This window comes from Actinomadura napierensis (assembly GCF_039529375.1).
Lineage (GTDB): Bacteria > Actinomycetota > Actinomycetes > Streptosporangiales > Streptosporangiaceae > Spirillospora > Spirillospora napierensis.
Map to the genome: position 1 here is coordinate 14,559 of NZ_BAAAMR010000109.1, position 16,737 is coordinate 31,295.

Sequence of the window (16,737 nt, forward strand, 5' to 3'; positions counted from 1 at the left end):
CCGGCCCGCTCGTCTTTCAGCCCGCCTTGCGGGAGACGTGGACGGCCCAGGCGATGAGGGGGGCCTGGAAGGGGAGGCGGCCGTAGGCGGCGGCGCGGAGCGGGAGGGGCTTGTCGCGCCAGTCGTGGGCCATCTTGACGTTGGCGGGGAAGACGGCCGCCATGAGCCCGGCGGTGGCGAGGGCGCCGGCGCGGCGGGTGCGCGGGTACGCGACCGCGGCGGCGCACGCGAGTTCGGCGGCGCCGCTGAGGTAGGTCCAGGTCCGGGGGCTGCCGGGGAGCCCCTTCGGGATGATCGCGTCGAAGGGCCTGGGGGCGATCATGTGCGCGGCGCCCATGCCGGCCATGAGGGCGACGAGGCGGCGCGTCGCGCGCGACGAGTCGGTCATGCCCGAAGTCTGGCAGATCAGACGCAGCGTCCAATAGAGCGGGGCGCCGGCGGGCCGGTGTGACCGAGGTCACCGCCCGGGATCCGTGTGACGTGCGGCGGAGCGGTCACGTGTCTGATGTCACCGTTTCGGCGGGTGTGTTCGGTTTCTTCGCAGAGCTATCTTTGTACTGACCGGTCAGTGCAAAAGCGCTCGCGGAGGTACCGATGGCAACCGAGACTCCAGGGGCGGTCGCCGCGGCCGGGGGGACCGCCGCGGCCGTCTCTGGACCCGCCGCGGGCTCCGGGGCGGGCGGGGGCCTTCCCGGAGCCCGCCGCGGCCCCGGTACCGGACGAGGCGGGGCGGCCATCCGGACGCGGGGCCTCTCGCTCCGCGGCCCGCGCGGATGGGTGTTCCGGGACGTGGACCTGGACGTGGAGGCCAGCGGCCTCGCCGCGGTGAGCGGCATCGCCGGGTCCGGGCGCACCGCGCTGCTGCTGGCCCTCGGCGGGCGGATGAAGCCGGCCGCGGGCACCGGCACCGTCGGCGGGGTCCCGCTGGACGACCTACGCGCGGTTCAGCGGATCGCGGCGCTCGGGATCGTCGCCGGGGTGACCGGGCTCGATCCGGCGCTGACCGTCCGGGAGCACGTGCGGGAGGCGCTCGCGCTCCACGAAGGCGCCCTCGGCCGGTTCCGCGGGCGGAACGCCCGGATGCGCGCCGCGCTCGACCGCACGGGCCTGGACGTCGATCCCCGCACGCTCGCCGAGGACCTCGATCCCGATGAGGCGCGGCTGCTGGGTGCGGCGCTGGCGCTCGTCGGCGAGCCCCGCCTTCTCCTGCTGGACGACGTCGACGAGGGCCTGGCCGCCGACCGGCAGCGCCCGCTCTGGCGGCGCCTTCGCACCATCGCCGACTCCGGCGTCACCGTCATCGCCACCTGCCACGACGCGGCTCCCGCCATGGGCCTCGCCCAGACCGTGGTCCACCTGCCCTAGCTCGCCCCCTTCAGACACAGGGAGATCCCCCCGATGAGGCTTCCCGCGTTGACGCCGGGCGGTCTGGAACTGCGCCGGTTCAGCCGGAACCGGCTGACGCGCATCGCGCTGGCCGGGCTGGTACTGCTGCCGCTGCTGTATGCGGGTCTCTACCTTTGGTCGTTCTGGGATCCGTACGCACGGCTGCGGCACGTGCCGGTGGCCCTCGTCGTCCAGGACGAGCCCGCCAAGGCGGACGGCAAGACGGTCCATGCGGGCGCCGATCTCGCCGGAGAGCTGAAGAAGCGGCAGGTCTTCGACTGGAAGACGGTGTCGGCGGAGAAGGCGGCGGACGGCGTCCGGTCCGGGACGTACTACATGTCGCTGACGATCCCGGCGGACTTCAGCGCGCGCATCGCGTCGCCGTCCGGGAGCGGGACGCCGACGGCGGCGGGGCTCCGGCTCCAGCTGAACGACGCGAACAACTACGTCGTCGGGACGCTCGCGCAGGCCGCGTTCAAGGAGATCAGCGCCGCCGCGAGCGGGAACGCCGTGCACGGCTACCTCGACCAGATCTTCCTGTCGTTCGACAAGCTCCACACGAAGCTCGGCAAGGCCGCCGACGGCGCGGACCAGCTCGCCGGCGGGTCGGGGCAGGCCCACGACGGCGCCGGGAAGCTCGCGAAGGGCGCGGGCGACGCGAAGACCGGGGCCGGGAAGCTGAAGGGCGGCATCGACGAGGCCCGGGCGGGCGGCGGGCGGCTCACGTCCGGACTGGACGACCTGCACACCGGAACCGGGCAGGTCGCGGCGGGCATGCAGAAGCTGACCACCACCGTCGACAAGGCCGGCGACACCCTCGTCCCGCTGCTGCGCGACCGCGCGCCCGAGATCCGGCAGGCGGCGCTGCTCGTCGCGCAGGGCGCGGATGTCCTTGCCGACGGCGCCGGGCGGCTGCCCGCGCAGACCGGCGCCGCCGTGCAGCAGGCCGAGAAGGCGCAGGCCGAGCTGAAGGCCTACCTCGCCGCGCACCCGGAGGTGCCGGCGAACGTCCGGCAGGACCTGTCACGGGGCGCCGCGCAGGTCGTCACCGTCGCCCGCCAGGTCGACGGCTACATCCGCGACCACACCGGCGACCTGCGCAAGGTCGCCGCCGACGCCCGGACCGTCGAGACCGCCGCCCGCACGCTCGCCAAGGACGCCCCGTCCCTCGCCGCGAAGGTCGACAAGGCCCGCCGCGACGTCGACCGCCTCAACGCCGGGACGAAGCAGGTGAACGCGGGCGCGGGCCAGTTGCTGTCCGGATCGTCCCAGCTCACGAGCGGTCTGGGCACGCTGTCGAGCGGCGCGGGGCGGTTGGAGAACGGCCTCGGGCGGCTTTCCGGCGGCGCGGTGACGCTGGAGACGGCACTCGCCCAGATCGCCGACGGCAACCAGGAACTCGCCCAAGGGCTGAACGACGGCGTCGCGCAGATCCCCTCCTACTCCGACGGCGAGCGGAACGCGCGCGACGACATGATGAGCAACCCGGTGCGCCTGGCGAGCTCCACCGACAACAAGGCGCCGAACTACGGCACCGGCTTCGCGCCGTTCTTCGTGCCGCTGTCGCTGTGGGTCGGCGGAATGATCATCTACATGCTGCTGCGGCCGCTGAACCCGCGCGCGCTCGCGGGCACCGCGCCCGGCCGCCGCGTCGCCCTCGCCGGCTGGCTGCCCGCCGCGGTGATCGGCGCGGCGCAGGCCTGTGTCGTCCTGGCCGTTCTGCACTTCGCGCTCGGGCTGCGCGCCGAGCACTGGGCCGGGCTCGCCGGCTTCCTGATGCTGGCGTCCGCCGCGTTCCTCGCCGTGATCCAGTGGGTGAACGCGCGGTTCGGGCCGATCGGCCGGATCATCGCGCTGGCACTGCTGATGCTCCAGCTCACCTCCGCCGCCGGCACCTACCCGATCGAGACGAGCCCCGGCTTCTTCCAGGCGATCCGGCCGTGGCTGCCGATGCCGTGGGTCGTCGACGCCGTCCGGCACCTGATCAGTGGCGGCGACCTGACCTCGGTATGGCAGGGTTGTGCGGTGCTGGTCGCGTTCCTGGCCGGCGGGCTCGCGCTCACCGCCCTCGCCGTCCGGCACAACCGGGTGTGGACGATGAAGCGCCTGCACCCGGCGCTGGAGCTCTAGAAGGCCCGATCGTGGGAGGCAGGGACGTGGCGCGCAGCGCGACCCGGGAGAAGCTGTTCACCGCGGCGATCGAGCTGATCGCCGAGAGCGGGCTGGCCGCCACCACCGTCGACCAGATCGCCGAGCGCGCCGGGGTCGCCAAGGGCACCGTCTACTACAACTTCGGCAGCAAGTCCGCGCTGTTCGCGGCGCTGCTGGAGTACGGGGTGGACCGCCTCGCCGCCGCGCTGCGGGACGCCGCGTCCGGCCGCCCGCCGCTGGACGCGCTGGAGGCCGTGGTGAGCGCGGAGCTGGCGTTCATCGGCGAGCACGAGTCGTTCGCCCGGCTGCTGATCGCCGAGACGTGGCGGTCGGGCGGCGACTGGCAGCACACGGCGCGGCTCATCCGGGAGCGCGCCATCGGCGTCGTCGCGGACGTGCTGCGCGCCGCCGTCGAGGCGGGCGACCTGCGCGCCGACCTCGACACCGGCACCGCCGCGTCCGCGGTGTTCGGCATGGTCCTGACGGTCGCGCTCGACTGGCGCGCCCTCGACCCGGACCGCTCCTTCACCGACGTCCACGCCACCCTCATGGCACTCCTGCGCGGCCGCCTCACCGCGGTCTAGGGCAGGTTGCGGACCTGCTCGATCACGCCGGGCATGGCGGCGTTGTTGGCGGTGATCCAGTCGAGGAGGACGGCGACCTGATCGTCGGTGTAGGACGCGAGGCGCTCGCGGAAGACGCGGGCGATGGGCTCGAAGTACTCGCCGAACCGGGCGACGTTCTCCGGGACGAGCTCGACGATCACGCGGCGGCGGTCGTCGGGGTCGCGGGTGCGCTTGACGTAGCCGGCCTTCTCCAGCCGGTCGATCACGGCGGTGATGGCGCCGCCGGTGGTGATGCCCATCAGCTCGGCGAGCCGTCCGGGGGTCTGCGGGCCGTCGAGGGTGAGGGCGTTGACGCACTGGGCGTCGGTGACGTTCATCCCCGCCTTGCTCGCGGTCGCGTGGTGCAGCAGCACGGTGAACATCGTGGAGCGCTGCATCCCCTGCTGCAGTTCCGCCATCATCCGCTCGCGGTCCGGGATCGACACGCCCACCTCTCCCCTATTTCTCTACTCTAGAGAGACTCAGATTCGGAGCGACTCTCCACGGGAGAGTCTAGTGGTTCGGTGACGGAACAGACCAGCGTGGAGGCGGCGGGCCGCTGTGGTGAACGAGACACCTCCGGCGATCCGGGGCACAAAAGGAGCGGCACTACGATGGTTTTTGTTAGGACCACTAAACAGGCGGTCCGCTCCTGGCCCCGGATCCCACGAAGGTTCGGGGCCGACCGCTATCCGGCCTCCGCGTCCCGGGCGACCTGCTTCGCCCAGCGGTAGTCCGCCTTCCCGGCCGGCGACCTCTTCATCTCCGGGACGAACGCGTACACGCGCGGCACCTTGTAGCCCGACAGCTCCCTGCGGCAGTGCGCGTCCAGGTCCTCGGCCGCCGGCCGCTCGCCCGACGGCTGGATCACCGCCGCGACCCGGTTGCCCCAGCGCTCGTCCGGAACGCTCGTCACCACCGCGTCGTACACGCCCGGATGCCCCTTGAGGACGGCCTCGACCTCCTCCGGGAACACCTTCTCGCCGCCGGTGTTGATGGCCTGCGAACCCCGCCCGTAGACGGCGATCGTCCCGTCCTCCTCGACGGTGGCGATGTCACCGGTCAGCAGCCAGCGCTTCCCGTCGACCACGGGGAACGTCCGGGCGGTCTTCTCCGGGTCGTTGTAGTAGCCGTGCGCGATGTAGCCGGTGCGCGCGACCTGCCCGATCACCCCGGAACCCGGCTTCACCTGCTGGAGCGAATCGTCCAGGACGGTGACGTTGTCCACGTCCGGCGCGAACTTCAGCCCCTTCTCCGGGGTCGAGGCCGCCGTCGCCTCCGCCGTCGAGCCCGACTCCGTCGACCCGAACCGGTCCAGGATCATCGTGTTCGGCAGCAGCTTCTGGATCCGGTCGCGGACCGTCCCGGTCAGGATCGCGCCCGTCGACACGAACGCCAGCAGCGACGAGGTGTCGTACCCGCCGCGCGCCAGCTCCTCCGCCATCGGGATCGCCATGGCGTCGCCGGTGATCGTCACCGAGTTGACCTTCTCGCGCTCGATCGTCCGCCAGATCCCGGCGGCGTCGAACTTGCGGTCGTAGACCAGCGTCGCGCCCATGAACCAGGTGATCCACGTGGCCATCTGCGCGGCGCCGTGCATCAGCGGCGCGATCGGCATCATGATCATCGGCCCGCCGTTGCGGGCCAGCTCCACGACGTCCTCCGGCTTGTTCGGACGCGGGAACGTCGGGTTCCAGAACGCCAGCAGCATCTGCTCGGTCGACCACATGACGCCCTTCGGCATCCCGGTCGTCCCGCCGGTGTAGATGATGTAGGTGTCGTCGGCCGAGCGGGCCGGGAAGCCGCGCGTCCCCGGCTGCGCCGCCAGCGCCTCGTCGTAGCGGACGGCGCCGTCGATCGACGGCGCGCCCCCGACGGCGACCAGATGCGTCAGCTTCGGCGCGTCCGGGACCGTCGCGGCCACCCGGTCCTCGAACTCCACGTCGTACAGCAGCGCGACGCTGTCGGAGTCCCGGAAGATGTAGAGGAGCTCGTTCTCCACGTACCGGTAGTTGACGTTGATCGGCACGGCCCGGATCTTCATCGCCGCCAGCAGCGCCGCCGCGTACTCGACGCCGTTGTAGAGCTGCATCGCGACGTGCTGCCCGGGCCGCACGCCCGCCGACTCCAGGTGGTGCGCGAGCCGGTTGGCGTGCTCGTCCAGCTCGGCGTAGGTGAGCCGCCGGTCGCCGCAGACCACCGCGACGCGGTCCCCGACCGCGTCCGCGACTCCTTCGAACAGGTCAGCGTGGTTGTACTCCATCGGACGTCCTCCGGAGGGGTCATCGCGCCTACGGGGTCTGGGGTCGCCCCCAGGGGAACACGTACAGGAACACGTACAGGAAAGGGCCCGAAGGGGAACCTACGGCTTGTCGTCGCCGACGACCCACATCGCGAAGAACTGGGCGCCGCCGCCGTAGGCGTGACCTAGCGCGCGGCGCGCCCCGTCCACCTGGTGGTCGCCGGCCTGCCCGCGCACCTGGAGCGCCGCCTCCGCGAACCGGATCATCCCGGACGCGCCGATCGGGTTGGACGACAGCACGCCGCCGGAGGGGTTCCAGGGGATGTCCCCGTCGAACGCCGTCGCGCCGGACTCGGTGAGCTTCCAGCCCTCGTTCTCGCCGCAGAACCCGAGGTTCTCCAGCCACATCGGCTCGTACCAGGAGAACGGCACGTACACCTCGGCGCAGTCCAGCTCGCGGCGCGGGTCGCTGATGCCGGCCTGCCGGAACACGTCCGCCGCCGCGTCCTTGCCGCCCTGCGGGCTGACGCTGTCGCGGCCCGCGAACTGCATCGGCTCCGACCGCATCGACGTGCCGTGCACCCACGCCGGCCTGCCCGGCGCCTTCTTCGCCGCGTCCTCGGACGCCAGCACCATCGCGCAGGCGCCGTCGGACGACGGGCAGGTCTCCAGGTAGCGGATCGGCTCCCACAGCATCGGGGTCGACTCGACCATCTCGCGGGAGATGCCGGGGATCTTCAGGTGCGCGTACTGGTTCCGCAGCGCGTTCTGCCGGTCCTTCACCGCGACGAGCGTGCCGATGTGGTCGGGCGCGCCGGACCGGGCCATGTAGGCGCGGATGTGCGGCGCGAAGTAGCCGCCGGCCCCGACGACGAGCGACGTCGTGAACGGCCCGTTCACCGTCAGCGCCCACGTCGCGTTCGACTCCGACTGCTTCTCCCACGCGATCGTGAGGACCCGCTCGTGCACGCCGGACTGGATCAGGTTCGCCGCGACGATCGCCGTGGACCCGCCGACCGAGCCGGCCGTGTGCACCCGCATCATCGGCTTGCCGGTCGCGCCGAGCGCGTCCGCCAGGAACAGCTCCGGCATCACGACGCCCTCGAACAGGTCGGGCGCCTTGCCGACGACGACGGCGTCGATGTCCTTCCAGGTCAGCCCGGCGTCGTCGAGGGCCCGCCGGGCCGCCTCGCGGAGCAGGCCGGCCATCGACACGTCCAGCCGCTTGGTCTTGTACTGGGTCTGCCCGATGCCGATGACCGCACAGGGGTTAGCCATTGTTCTTCTCTCCCGACATCACGCAGACGAGGTTCTGCTGCAGGCAGGGGCCGGACGCGGCGTGCCCGAGCGTCCGGGACGCGGTCCCGTCGTGGATGCGGGTCGCGGCCTCGCCGATGCGGATGAGGCCGGCCGCCATCACCGGGTTCGCCGACAGCGCCCCGCCGGACGGGTTGACCGCCACGCCGTCGCCCAGGCCGAGCGCCTCGCGCAGGATCAGTTCCTCGTGGCTGAACTGGGCGTGCAGCTCGGCGACCTCGACCCCGGCCGCGCCGGCCTTCTCGCCCGCGAGGCGGGCGGCCTCGGAGCGGGTCAGGTCGCGCACGCCGAGCGCGTGCGGCTCGGTGCGGTGGTCGATCCCGGTGATCCACGCGGGCCGCTCGCACAGCTCGCGCGCCTTGTCGCCGGCCGCCAGGACGATCGCCGCCGCGCCGTCGGTGACGGGCGCGACGTCGTAGGGGTGCAGGGGCGCCACGTCGTAGTCGTCCCCCTCGGGGTCCGGCAGGTGCAGCGCGAACTCGTTGTCGCGGCCGGACGCCCGGGACCGCGCGGCGACGGCCCGCAGGTCGTCCTCCTTCACGCCCGCCCTGTCCATGTACGCGCGGGCCTGCATGGCGGCCATCGACACCTGGTCGACGCCGAGCGGCGCCAGCGTGTACGGGTCGAGCTGCTGGTTCATGATCGCGCGCAGGTCGCCCTGGGACGACTTGCCGAACCCGTACACCAGCGCCGTGTCGATCTGCCCGATCTGGAGCTTCACCCACGCCTCGTACAGCGCCCACGCGCCGTCCATCTCGACGTGGCTCTCGGAGATCGGCGGCCAGGCGCCCAGCGTGTCGAGTGCCGACACGAACGCGAACGGCGCGCCCTGGAGGTAGTCGCACGAGCCGGAGCAGGTGAACCCGAAGCGGGACAGCCCGGTGCGCTCCTTGATCTCAGTGATCACCGGCAGGACGATCTCGGTCTCCGCGAGCCCCTGGTCCTCGGCGCTGTGCCGGCTCTGTACGAACGCGACGACTGCGACATCACGCATTACATGAAGTCCTTGATCTCTTCGAAGGGGACGTCGGGCTCGTCGATCGGCTCGAACCACTTGATGTTGGCCATCGACCGGTCCCACTCCTCGCGGGGCCGCCACGCCGCCTTCACCCGCATGCCCATCCGGACCTGGTCGGCCGGGACGCCCGCGATGAGCGTCAGCATCGTCAGGCCCGCGCCGTCCAGCAGGACGTAGCCGGACACGAACGGCACCTCGGGGGCGCGCGGGTCGGGGATGTTGTTGACCGCGAAGGTGGTGACGGTGCCGGTGTCGGACAGCTCCACCTCTTCGGTCGTGGGGACGCCGTCGCGCGTGCAGAACCCCTTCATCGGCACGATGACCTTCTCGCACACCGGGCAGCGCTGCCCGATGATGCGGCCCTCGGCGATGCCGTCGAGGAACCGGCCGAGCGCCTGCCCGCCCTTCAGCCGGAACTCCAGGCTCGCCCGCGGGTTGATCATGGTGACCTCGGGCAGGAAGCACTCGATGTCGCCGATCGTCCCGGTCCGCTCCGCGCGGTACTTCGGCCGCACCCGCATCCCGGTCTTCAGGGTCTTCGGCGGCTTCGCGCCGGCCTCGAAGACGCCGAGGTCCAAGGCGTGCAGCAGCGCGGTGTCGGCGCCGTCCGGGCGGATCAGCGCCCACGCGAACGGCCGGTCGAACGGGTGCTCCTTCGCCGGGTTCGGCACCCACGACCAGGTCGTCACGGTGCCGGCGGGGCCGACCTCGACGAACTCGCCGGTGACGTCCTCGCCGGTCTCCGGGTCGTACTCCGACGGCGGGACGAGCACCCGGCCGGCGGCCGTGCGGACGCCGACCATCCGGCCGTCGCGCAGCTCGCTCAGAAAGCGCCCGATCACCGGGCCGACCGAGCGGGTGTAGCCGCCGGGGAACTCGACGACGTGGTTGACCGCGGTCTCAGATGGCCGCGTGGTCTCAGATGACTGCGTGGTCTCAGATGGCACTGTCGCGGTCCTTCCAGTACGGGTCCCGCAGCTTGCGCTTGAGCAGCTTGCCGTTGGGCTCGCGCGGCATGGTCTCGATGAAGTCGATGGTCTTCGGCCACTTCATCTTCGCCAGCCGGCCCTCGAGGGACGTCAGGATCTCCTCGGCGAGCTCCGGTCCGGGCTCGGCGCCCTCGGCGGGCTCCACGACGGCCTTGATCTGCTCGCCCCACTCGTCGTCGGGGATGCCGAACACCGCGACGTCCGCGACCTTGGGATGCATGGTGATCTCGTTCTCGATCTCGGCGGGGTAGATGTTCGCCCCGCCGGAGATGATCATGTCGGCCTTGCGGTCGGACAGGAACAGGAACCCGTCCTCGGTCAGGTAGCCGATGTCGCCGACCGTGAAGAAGTCGCGGAGCCGGTTCTTCTCCGTCTTCTCCTTGTCGCCCTTGTACTCGAACTGGACGCCGGCCATCTTCATGTAGATGGTGCCGTGCTGCCCGGTCGGGACCTCGTTGCCGTCGTCGTCGACGATGAGCAGCTCGCTGATCGCCCACGCGTTGCCGACCGTGCCGGGGTGCGCGCGCCAGTCCTGCGGGCTGGCGATCGTGCCGCCGCCCTCGGTGGCCGCGTAGTACTCCCAGATGCAGTCGCCCCACCAGTCGAGCATCTGCTGCTTGATCGGGACGGGGCACGGCGCCGCCGCGTGGATCGCCCACTTCATCGACGACACGTCGTACTTGCTCCGCACGTCCTCCGGCAGCGCGAGCAGCCGCTTGAAGTGCGTCGGGACCATGTGGGTGTTGCTGATCCGGTGCTCCTGGACCAGCTTCAGCGTCTCCTCGGCCTCCCACTTGTCCATGTAGACGAGGGTGTGGCCCATCTGCAGCGCCGTCCCGCCGAACTGGGTGACGGCGGTGTGGTAGTTCGGCGAGGTGATCAGGTGCGCCTGGTGCTCGCCGGTCGCCGGCTTGCCCGGCGTCATCCCGAACAGGCCGAGCAGGAACGTCATCAGCTCGGCGCTGTCGTCGGGGTCGAGCCCGGTCAGCGCGCGCTTGACGCCCTTCGGCCGTCCCGTCGTCCCGGACGTGTAGTGCATGGTCGCGCCGGCGCTGCGGTCGTCCGGCAGCGTGTCCGGCTGCCCGTCGACGAGCTCGGCGTACGGCCGGAAGCCCTCGACGTTCCCCCACCCGAACCGGCGGCCCGCCTCGAGCCCCGCCTCGTCGGCGGCCCGCACGCCCTCGGCGGCGTACCGCTCGTGCACGAAGAACGCCTTGGCCTCGCTGTCGGCGACGATGTAGCCGATCTCCGGACCGGTCAGATGCCAGTTGACCGGCGTGTAGTACCAGCCCGCCTGGAGCGCCGCCAGATAGAGGACGAGCCCCTCGACGCCGTTCGGGACCAGCCCGCAGATCCCGTCCCCGTCCTTGAGGCCGAGCTCGCGGAGCCCGTGGACGAGACGGTTGGAGCGGGCCAGCAGATCGCCCGCGGAGTACTGCGTGCCGTCCGGATCGACGGCGGCGACCCAGTCGGGATCGGCCTGCGCCAACCGCCAAAAGCCCAACGACCCCATCGGATCTCCCTTGCGTGATCACGGTGGGCACCGCCTGCCGGCGGCGCCCGGCGAGCAAAGTAGATCACGTTCTCGTTTTGCAGGGCAACCCCTACCGGTAGCGCACCGGCTTAACTAGAATCTGTTCTTGTTTTGCCCCATTCCAGGAGGACCCTATGGCCGAGCGGCTGCCGATCAGCACCGAGCACTGCACCGTCGAGCGGGACGGCCACGTCGTCATCGTCACGATGAACCGCCCCGAGGCGCGCAACGCGCTCAGCACGGCCATGCTGGTCGGTCTCGCCGATGCCTGGGCCTACATCTCCGACACCCCGGAGGTCCGCGTCGGCATCCTCACCGGAGCCGACGGCACCTTCTGCGCCGGAGCCGACCTCAAGGCGATGAGCCGGCCGCCCTCCGACCCCCGCGTCGCCGAGCGCGCCGCGCAGATCCCCGACTACCACTGGAAGGGCCTGCTGCGGGACGGCCGCCCCACCAAGCCGCTCATCTGCGCCATCGAGGGCTACGCCGTCGCCGGCGGCACCGAGTTGCTCACCGGCACCGACCTGCGGGTCGTCGCCGAGGGCGCCACCCTCGGCCTCTACGAGGCGAAGCGCGGCCTGTTCCCCATGGGCGGCTCCGCCGTCCGCCTCCCCCGCCAGGTCGGCTACGCCGCCGCCCTGGACATCCTGCTCACCGCCCGCTCGGTCACCCCGCAGGAGGCCCTCGCCATGGGCCTCATCAACAAGGTCGTCCCGGACGGCACCGCGCTCGCCGCCGCCCGCGAGATGGCCGACCAGATCGCCGCCTGCGCGCCGCTGTCCGTCCAGGCCATCCTCCGCGCCGTCCGCGAGACCGAGCACCTGCCCGAGGAGGAGGCCCTCAAGGTCTCCGACGAGATCGGCTGGCCCGTCTTCGCCTCCGAGGACGCCAAGGAGGGCTCCAAGGCCTTCAAGGAAAAGCGCGACCCCATCTACCACGGCAAATAGAACCTTCCCCACGAAAGGGACGTCGTCCGAGCAGCGCCGGTGCTCTGTCGCTCCGGCGCTGTAGGCTCCGGACACATGAGCGCAGAACCGATCGAGCCCACTCCGGTGGAGGCGACGACCGAGCCGTACGAAGTCATTCATCTGGGCGGCGAAGCCGCAGCCGTGGTCCCCCTGCGCGACCTCCGGCGGATGAAGGCGCTCGAACGTCGCGCGACGGCCGATGACATCGAGGAGGCCGACGCCGAAGCGATGTACGCGGAGTTCCAAGAATGGGAGGCGGCGGGCCGTCCGGGGGCGATGTCCCACGAGGAGGTCACGCGCTTCCTCCTCGGGGAAGCCGAGTGAAGATCGAATGGTCGCCTGCGGCCAAGAGGTCCGCGGCACGGTTCATGCGCGACCAGGACGGCATGCGCCGCCTGCTGGCCGCCATTGACCTGTTGGCGGACGACCCCCGTCCCCCCGAAGCCTTCGTCCGGGGCGAGTACCACCGCCTCCGGGTCGGGCCCTATCGCGTCATGTACGTGGTGCAGGACCAGCTGATCACGGTCGACCACGTCGACCGGATCGCCGATCAGGGCGAATAGCCTCCCGCCCAGGCGCCGATGACCGGGCGGCTCGGAAGGCGCGGCCATGGCCGGCGACGTCGACCGCTACGACCGCCTCCATGCCGCGGACGCCCTCGGCGGCGAACGGCACGGCCCCTGCTCGCCGGTGGGGCGTCCCCGTCACTCGAAGGCGACGGAGGCCAGCACGAGACCGGCCAGCCGGCGCGCGTCGGAGGACGCCTGTGCGGCCGGCTTTTCAGCGGTGTAGTCCACCGTGACCAGCACGTTCCCCCGCCGGACGACGACCCGGGCCCGCACCGGGCCCCCGCCACCGTCGACTCCGGTGCACGCCTCGTCGCCGAGGCCCCGCGTCCGGGACGGGCAGGTCGCGTCGGCCCGGAGGCGGAAGAGATCGTGCGCGCCCTCCGACGCGCCGCCTCCGGCGCCGATCCGGCGCCGCGACCGCTCCAGTTGCACGCCCAGTTCCGGCGGCCCGTGGTCGGTGCCCCACGCGCACATCCGGTCGTCGGGTACGCCGGCGTCGGCGGGTCCGTCACCGGTGACCGGGGCGCCCGGGACGTAGCGTGCGAGCACGGCTTGGTCGAGCAGGGCGCACCCGGCCGGCAGCCGGCCCGCCTCGTCGCGTCCGGGCCACCAGGGCTGCGTCCATGGGCTGACGACCTGAACGATGAGGAAGGTGCCGCCCGCCAGGACCGCCGCCAGCAGGCCCATGGCGACCCGTGTCCCCGCTCTCGCCCAGGGACCGGGCGCCGAGGCGCGGATATGGGCGCGGTGCGGGCCGGACCTTGCGAGGAGGCCCTCCAGGAGCGCGTCCATCCTCCTGCCTCCGGCGAACAGTCCGAAGCTCCGGTATGGCGCCGGCACCAAGGCGCCGTGCGTATGGAAGAAGAGCCCGTACCCCGGCGGTCCCGCGCCTCGCGGCAGGAACGAGATCCCTCCGATCTCGGCCCAGAGGATCCGTCCATTGGGCCTGCCGCCGTGGATCGTCACGCCGTGGGCGTCGACGAGCGTCCACCGCCAGGGCGGCATCCGGCTCAACGAGACCAGCCACGGGACGATCGCCGGCGCGAGCGGCAGCAGGGCGAGCGCCCAGGTGCCGCCCACCACCAGCAGGGCCAGGACGACCAGGAACACGGCGGCGAGAGCCGCGTTCCACACGGCCCAGCGCAGGGCGGACGGCCGGAGAACGAGGGGCTCCGGGGCGGGGGGCGGAGGCATGAGGGCGAGGCTAGTGAACGCGCCGGGCGTGCGGGGTGCGGCGGGGTGGCCGCTTCCGGGCTACGAGGGGCGCGGGGTTTCGGTGCGGAAGGTGTGGCCTAGTTCGGGGCCCAGGCCGAAGTAGTGGCGGAAGTTGTAGATGAGCGGGCTCCACTCGGCCGGGTCCACGTGGTCGGTGCCGGGGACGACGATGCGCGGGTCGGCGTGCACGCGTAGGACGTCGGCCTCGACGATGACGAATCCGCCGGACGCGCCGGGGCGCACGCGCTCGGCGCGGGCCTCCAGTTGCAGCGGGCATTCGGCGACGCGGGACGGGCCGACCTTCTCGGAGGGCTGGGGCCGCAGGCCGGAGGCGGCGAACTTGTCACGCTCGAAGCGGAAGAGGGCCGCCTTCGCCGGGGGCACGGGGTCGCGGCCGGTGAGCGGGGCCAGCCGTTCGACGGCCTGCCATTGCTCCGGGCCGGGAACGTTGATCACCAATTCGGGACGCGCCCGGAGGTTGCGGGCGGTCTGCCCCTCCGCACCGAGGCCGAGGACGACGGTGTGGCCGAGCGCCCAGGCCGACGACATCGGCGCCAGGTTGTCCGAGCCGTCCTCGTTGGTGCTGGTCAGGAGGACGACGGGGGTACCGAAGTACAGGATGCTCGGCTCGATGGCGACGTGCTCCGGGAGGGCGGCGACCGCGGGTTCCATGATCGGCAGCGTAGGGCGGGGTCGTTTCGACACCGGCTGAAATGTGATCGCGACGCGGGTATCGGGCCGTCCGTAAAGGGGCCGGCGTTTGCGCGTTTCCCGCTGAGGCACAGCTGGGGGCAAGCCGGTCATGGAAGGACTGAGCAGGCGATGGCTCTCCAAATAGGACGGTACCTGGGACGGGGACGGACGGCGGCCGACGCGCCCCCGGCGGAGCCCCGCAGACGCTGGACCTGGCCTCGGCGCACGGCGGCGGCGGCGCCCGCGGCCGAGAGCCCCGGGAAGACCGTCGTGGTGCGGCGACCGCGGCGGTGGCGGCGCAGCCGGCACAACCCCGTCAGCGCGATGATCCTGTCGGCGGGCTGGGCGGCGGCGTTCATCCTCGCCCTCGGGATGCTGCTGACCTGGGGCGGCGCCAATCCGGGCAACGACCTGGTGCACGCGACGCTCAACACGGGCCGCTGGCTCGCGACGCCGTTCCACGACGTGTTCACGCGGTCGGACCCGAAGGAGCAGCTCTACATCAACTGGGCGATCGCCGGCGTCGTCTACTACGTCGTCGCGCGGGCCCTGTCGTGGATGACCCGCTTCTGACGTCCGGGAACGCGGCGGCGGCCGGGGCTCGCGCCCCGGCCGCCGTCCCTGCCCTGACGGGGGTCAGCCTTCGGTGATGGTGTTGAGCCGCTCGATGGACTCGACGTACTCCTCGATCAGGTCGTAGACGACCTGCGCGGCCGGCTTCACCTGGTTCATCGAGCCGACGATCTGGCCGACCGGGAAGGTCACCAGCTCGCCGTCGCCGGACCGGGCGATGCGCGGCAGCGCGTCGGCGATCAGCATGAACTGCATCGGCATCGGCAGGTAGCCGGGCGACTTCTCGCTCTCCCACGCCTCGGTCCACGCGGTCTTGAGGAAGCGCGCGGGCTTGCCGGTCCAGGCGCGGGACCGGACGGTGTCGCGGGAGGTGGCCGCGAGCAGCTTCGGCAGCGCCCGCTCGGGGGTGTCGGCCTCGTCCACGGTCAGCCAGATGGACCCGGTCCAGACGCCGTCGGCGCCGAGCGCGAGGCCGGCGGCCATCTGCCGGCCGCGGCCGATGCCGCCCGCCGCGAGGACGATGGTGTCCTCGCCGACCGCGTCCACGACCTCGGGGATGAGGACCATCGTGGAGACGTCCCCGGTGTGGCCGCCCGCCTCGGTGCCCTGCGCGATGATGATGTCGACGCCGGCCTCGACCTGCTTGCGGGCGTGCCGCGCGTTGGAGGCCAGGCCGCCGACCTTGACGCCGTGCTGGTGGGCCAGCTCGGCGACGTCGGCGGGCGGCGGGCCGAGGGCGCTGGCCAGCAGCGCGATCGGGTGCTTGAGCGCGATCTCGACCTGCGGCCGGGCCGTCTGGTCGGTCCAGCCGAGCAGCACCCGGCCCGCGCTCTCGGTGGACGGCTCGACGCCGTGCTCCTCGAGCAGGTTCTCCAGGAACTGCCGGTGCTCGGCCGGGATCATGCCCTGCAGCTTGCCGACGAGCTCCTCGGCGTCGCCGAGGTCGGCGCCCTCGTACTTGGCGGGCATCACCACGTCCACGCCGTAGGGCTTGCCGCCGACGTGCTCGTCGATCCACTTCAGCTCGAGCTCGAGCTCCTCGGGGGTGAAGTACAGGGCGCCGAGGACGCCCATGCCGCCGGCGCGGCTCACCGCCGCGACCACGTCGCGGCAGTGACTGAACGCAAAGATCGGGTACTCGATGCCGAATTGTTCGGTGACTCGTGTCCGCACGGTCTCGACCCTAGGCGGGTCGGAGCAAAACTGCAACAGGTTCTAGTTACCGAAATCGCCGGACGGGTGCCGAACAGGAGGTCCGGGAGCCTGGACCGCTTCTAGAACACGTATCAGCATGCCGGGCCGTCGGGGACGGCGAAGGCCCCGCGGCACGGGCCGCGGGGCCTTGGCGGAGAGGAGGCGGGGTCAGCGCCGCCGGGACGGCAGGCGCCGCTGGCGGCCGTCGGACGGCGCCCGGCGGGCCTGCGGCTTGGCGCCCTTCTGGGGTGCCGCGGCGGCGGGCGCGGCCCCCGGCAGGACA

At 72.0% G+C, this 16,737-nt stretch carries 17 protein-coding genes; 7 read left to right on the forward strand and 10 right to left on the reverse strand.

The annotated features are described in order from the left end of the window. Nucleotides 1–16 precede the first annotated feature (16 nt). On the reverse strand, nt 17–388 hold the full coding sequence (locus ABD296_RS39700; protein ID WP_344280077.1) for a DoxX family protein: 372 nt from the start codon (nt 386–388) through the stop codon (nt 17–19). 389 nt (nt 389–777) lie between these two features. Here ABD296_RS39700 and ABD296_RS39705 point away from each other — a divergent pair, with 389 nt between their 5' ends. Genes ABD296_RS39705 through ABD296_RS39715 form a run of 3 tightly spaced genes read left to right on the forward strand, consistent with a single transcriptional unit; the run spans nt 778 to nt 4,121 of the window. Beyond that, nucleotides 778–1,365, forward strand: a complete 588-nt coding sequence (locus tag ABD296_RS39705; RefSeq protein WP_344280080.1) for an ATP-binding cassette domain-containing protein — start codon at nt 778–780, stop codon at nt 1,363–1,365. Between the two features lie 33 nt (nt 1,366–1,398). Next, nucleotides 1,399–3,516, forward strand: a complete 2,118-nt coding sequence (locus ABD296_RS39710; RefSeq protein ID WP_344280083.1) for a YhgE/Pip domain-containing protein — start codon at nt 1,399–1,401, stop codon at nt 3,514–3,516. Between the two features lie 26 nt (nt 3,517–3,542). Beyond that, nucleotides 3,543–4,121 (forward strand): TetR/AcrR family transcriptional regulator, encoded by a 579-nt coding sequence (locus ABD296_RS39715; RefSeq protein WP_407061564.1) that lies wholly within the window; start codon nt 3,543–3,545, stop codon nt 4,119–4,121. Here ABD296_RS39715 and ABD296_RS39720 read toward each other — a convergent pair. The 6 genes from ABD296_RS39720 to ABD296_RS39745 form a co-directional block, all read right to left on the reverse strand. Beyond that, nucleotides 4,118–4,588: a MarR family winged helix-turn-helix transcriptional regulator gene (locus ABD296_RS39720; protein WP_344280089.1), complete on the reverse strand. Its 471-nt coding sequence runs from the start codon at nt 4,586–4,588 to the stop codon at nt 4,118–4,120. The two genes, ABD296_RS39715 and ABD296_RS39720, sit on opposite strands and share 4 nt — an antisense overlap. Before the next feature lie 242 nt (nt 4,589–4,830). Beyond that, the gene (locus tag ABD296_RS39725) at nt 4,831–6,405 is read right to left on the reverse strand and encodes an acyl-CoA synthetase (RefSeq protein WP_344280092.1); all 1,575 of its coding nucleotides are present in this window, start codon (nt 6,403–6,405) and stop codon (nt 4,831–4,833) included. 99 nt (nt 6,406–6,504) lie between these two features. Then, nucleotides 6,505–7,662, reverse strand: coding sequence for a thiolase domain-containing protein (locus ABD296_RS39730; protein WP_344280095.1), 1,158 nt, complete (start codon nt 7,660–7,662; stop codon nt 6,505–6,507). Then, the gene (locus tag ABD296_RS39735) at nt 7,655–8,695 is read right to left on the reverse strand and encodes a thiolase domain-containing protein (RefSeq protein WP_344280098.1); all 1,041 of its coding nucleotides are present in this window, start codon (nt 8,693–8,695) and stop codon (nt 7,655–7,657) included. The genes ABD296_RS39730 and ABD296_RS39735 overlap by 8 nt, the downstream gene beginning before the upstream one ends. Then, nucleotides 8,695–9,666, reverse strand: a complete 972-nt coding sequence (locus ABD296_RS39740) for a Zn-ribbon domain-containing OB-fold protein (RefSeq protein ID WP_344280100.1) — start codon at nt 9,664–9,666, stop codon at nt 8,695–8,697. The genes ABD296_RS39735 and ABD296_RS39740 overlap by 1 nt, the downstream gene beginning before the upstream one ends. Further along, complete coding sequence (locus tag ABD296_RS39745) at nt 9,656–11,221, reverse strand: acyl-CoA synthetase (protein ID WP_344280103.1); 1,566 nt, start codon at nt 11,219–11,221, stop codon at nt 9,656–9,658. The genes ABD296_RS39740 and ABD296_RS39745 overlap by 11 nt, the downstream gene beginning before the upstream one ends. 155 nt (nt 11,222–11,376) lie before the next feature. On the opposite strand from ABD296_RS39745, the gene ABD296_RS39750 reads away from it, so the two are divergent. The 3 genes from ABD296_RS39750 (at nt 11,377) to ABD296_RS39760 (ending at nt 12,773) form a co-directional block, all read left to right on the forward strand. Further along, a complete protein-coding gene (locus ABD296_RS39750; RefSeq protein WP_344280106.1) occupies nt 11,377–12,189 on the forward strand; it encodes a crotonase/enoyl-CoA hydratase family protein in 813 nt (270 codons plus the stop codon). 75 nt (nt 12,190–12,264) lie between these two features. Next, entirely contained in the window at nt 12,265–12,534 is a 270-nt protein-coding gene (locus ABD296_RS39755) for a hypothetical protein (RefSeq protein ID WP_344280109.1), read from the forward strand. Continuing rightward, nucleotides 12,531–12,773: a type II toxin-antitoxin system RelE family toxin gene (locus ABD296_RS39760; RefSeq protein ID WP_344280112.1), complete on the forward strand. Its 243-nt coding sequence runs from the start codon at nt 12,531–12,533 to the stop codon at nt 12,771–12,773. The genes ABD296_RS39755 and ABD296_RS39760 overlap by 4 nt, the downstream gene beginning before the upstream one ends. Nucleotides 12,774–12,914: 141 nt before the next feature. Here the strand turns inward: ABD296_RS39760 and ABD296_RS39765 are convergent, their stop codons facing one another. Beyond that, nucleotides 12,915–13,973: a hypothetical protein gene (locus tag ABD296_RS39765; protein ID WP_344280115.1), complete on the reverse strand. Its 1,059-nt coding sequence runs from the start codon at nt 13,971–13,973 to the stop codon at nt 12,915–12,917. Between the two features lie 60 nt (nt 13,974–14,033). Then, nucleotides 14,034–14,666 (reverse strand): flavin reductase family protein, encoded by a 633-nt coding sequence (locus ABD296_RS39770; RefSeq protein ID WP_344280118.1) that lies wholly within the window; start codon nt 14,664–14,666, stop codon nt 14,034–14,036. 150 nt (nt 14,667–14,816) lie between these two features. Between ABD296_RS39770 and ABD296_RS39775 the strand changes: the two genes are divergently transcribed. Further along, a complete protein-coding gene (locus tag ABD296_RS39775) occupies nt 14,817–15,260 on the forward strand; it encodes a hypothetical protein (RefSeq protein WP_344280121.1) in 444 nt (147 codons plus the stop codon). A 63-nt stretch (nt 15,261–15,323) separates the two neighbouring features. On the opposite strand, the gene ABD296_RS39780 is transcribed toward ABD296_RS39775, so the two are convergent. Continuing rightward, complete coding sequence (locus ABD296_RS39780) at nt 15,324–16,433, reverse strand: NAD(P)H-dependent flavin oxidoreductase (RefSeq protein ID WP_344280124.1); 1,110 nt, start codon at nt 16,431–16,433, stop codon at nt 15,324–15,326. Nucleotides 16,434–16,737: the final 304 nt, after the last annotated feature.

Coding starts and splice junctions, on each gene's coding strand:
- ABD296_RS39700 (WP_344280077.1), bottom strand. CDS start 388: ATGACCGACTCGTCGCGCGCGACGCGCCGCCTCGTCGCCCTCATGGCC.
- ABD296_RS39710 (WP_344280083.1), top strand. CDS start 1,399: ATGAGGCTTCCCGCGTTGACGCCGGGCGGTCTGGAACTGCGCCGGTTC.
- ABD296_RS39725 (WP_344280092.1), bottom strand. CDS start 6,405: ATGGAGTACAACCACGCTGACCTGTTCGAAGGAGTCGCGGACGCGGTC.
- ABD296_RS39730 (WP_344280095.1), bottom strand. CDS start 7,662: ATGGCTAACCCCTGTGCGGTCATCGGCATCGGGCAGACCCAGTACAAG.
- ABD296_RS39735 (WP_344280098.1), bottom strand. CDS start 8,695: ATGCGTGATGTCGCAGTCGTCGCGTTCGTACAGAGCCGGCACAGCGCC.
- ABD296_RS39745 (WP_344280103.1), bottom strand. CDS start 11,221: ATGGGGTCGTTGGGCTTTTGGCGGTTGGCGCAGGCCGATCCCGACTGG.
- ABD296_RS39750 (WP_344280106.1), top strand. CDS start 11,377: ATGGCCGAGCGGCTGCCGATCAGCACCGAGCACTGCACCGTCGAGCGG.
- ABD296_RS39755 (WP_344280109.1), top strand. CDS start 12,265: ATGAGCGCAGAACCGATCGAGCCCACTCCGGTGGAGGCGACGACCGAG.
- ABD296_RS39765 (WP_344280115.1), bottom strand. CDS start 13,973: ATGCCTCCGCCCCCCGCCCCGGAGCCCCTCGTTCTCCGGCCGTCCGCC.
- ABD296_RS39770 (WP_344280118.1), bottom strand. CDS start 14,666: ATGGAACCCGCGGTCGCCGCCCTCCCGGAGCACGTCGCCATCGAGCCG.
- ABD296_RS39775 (WP_344280121.1), top strand. CDS start 14,817: ATGGCTCTCCAAATAGGACGGTACCTGGGACGGGGACGGACGGCGGCC.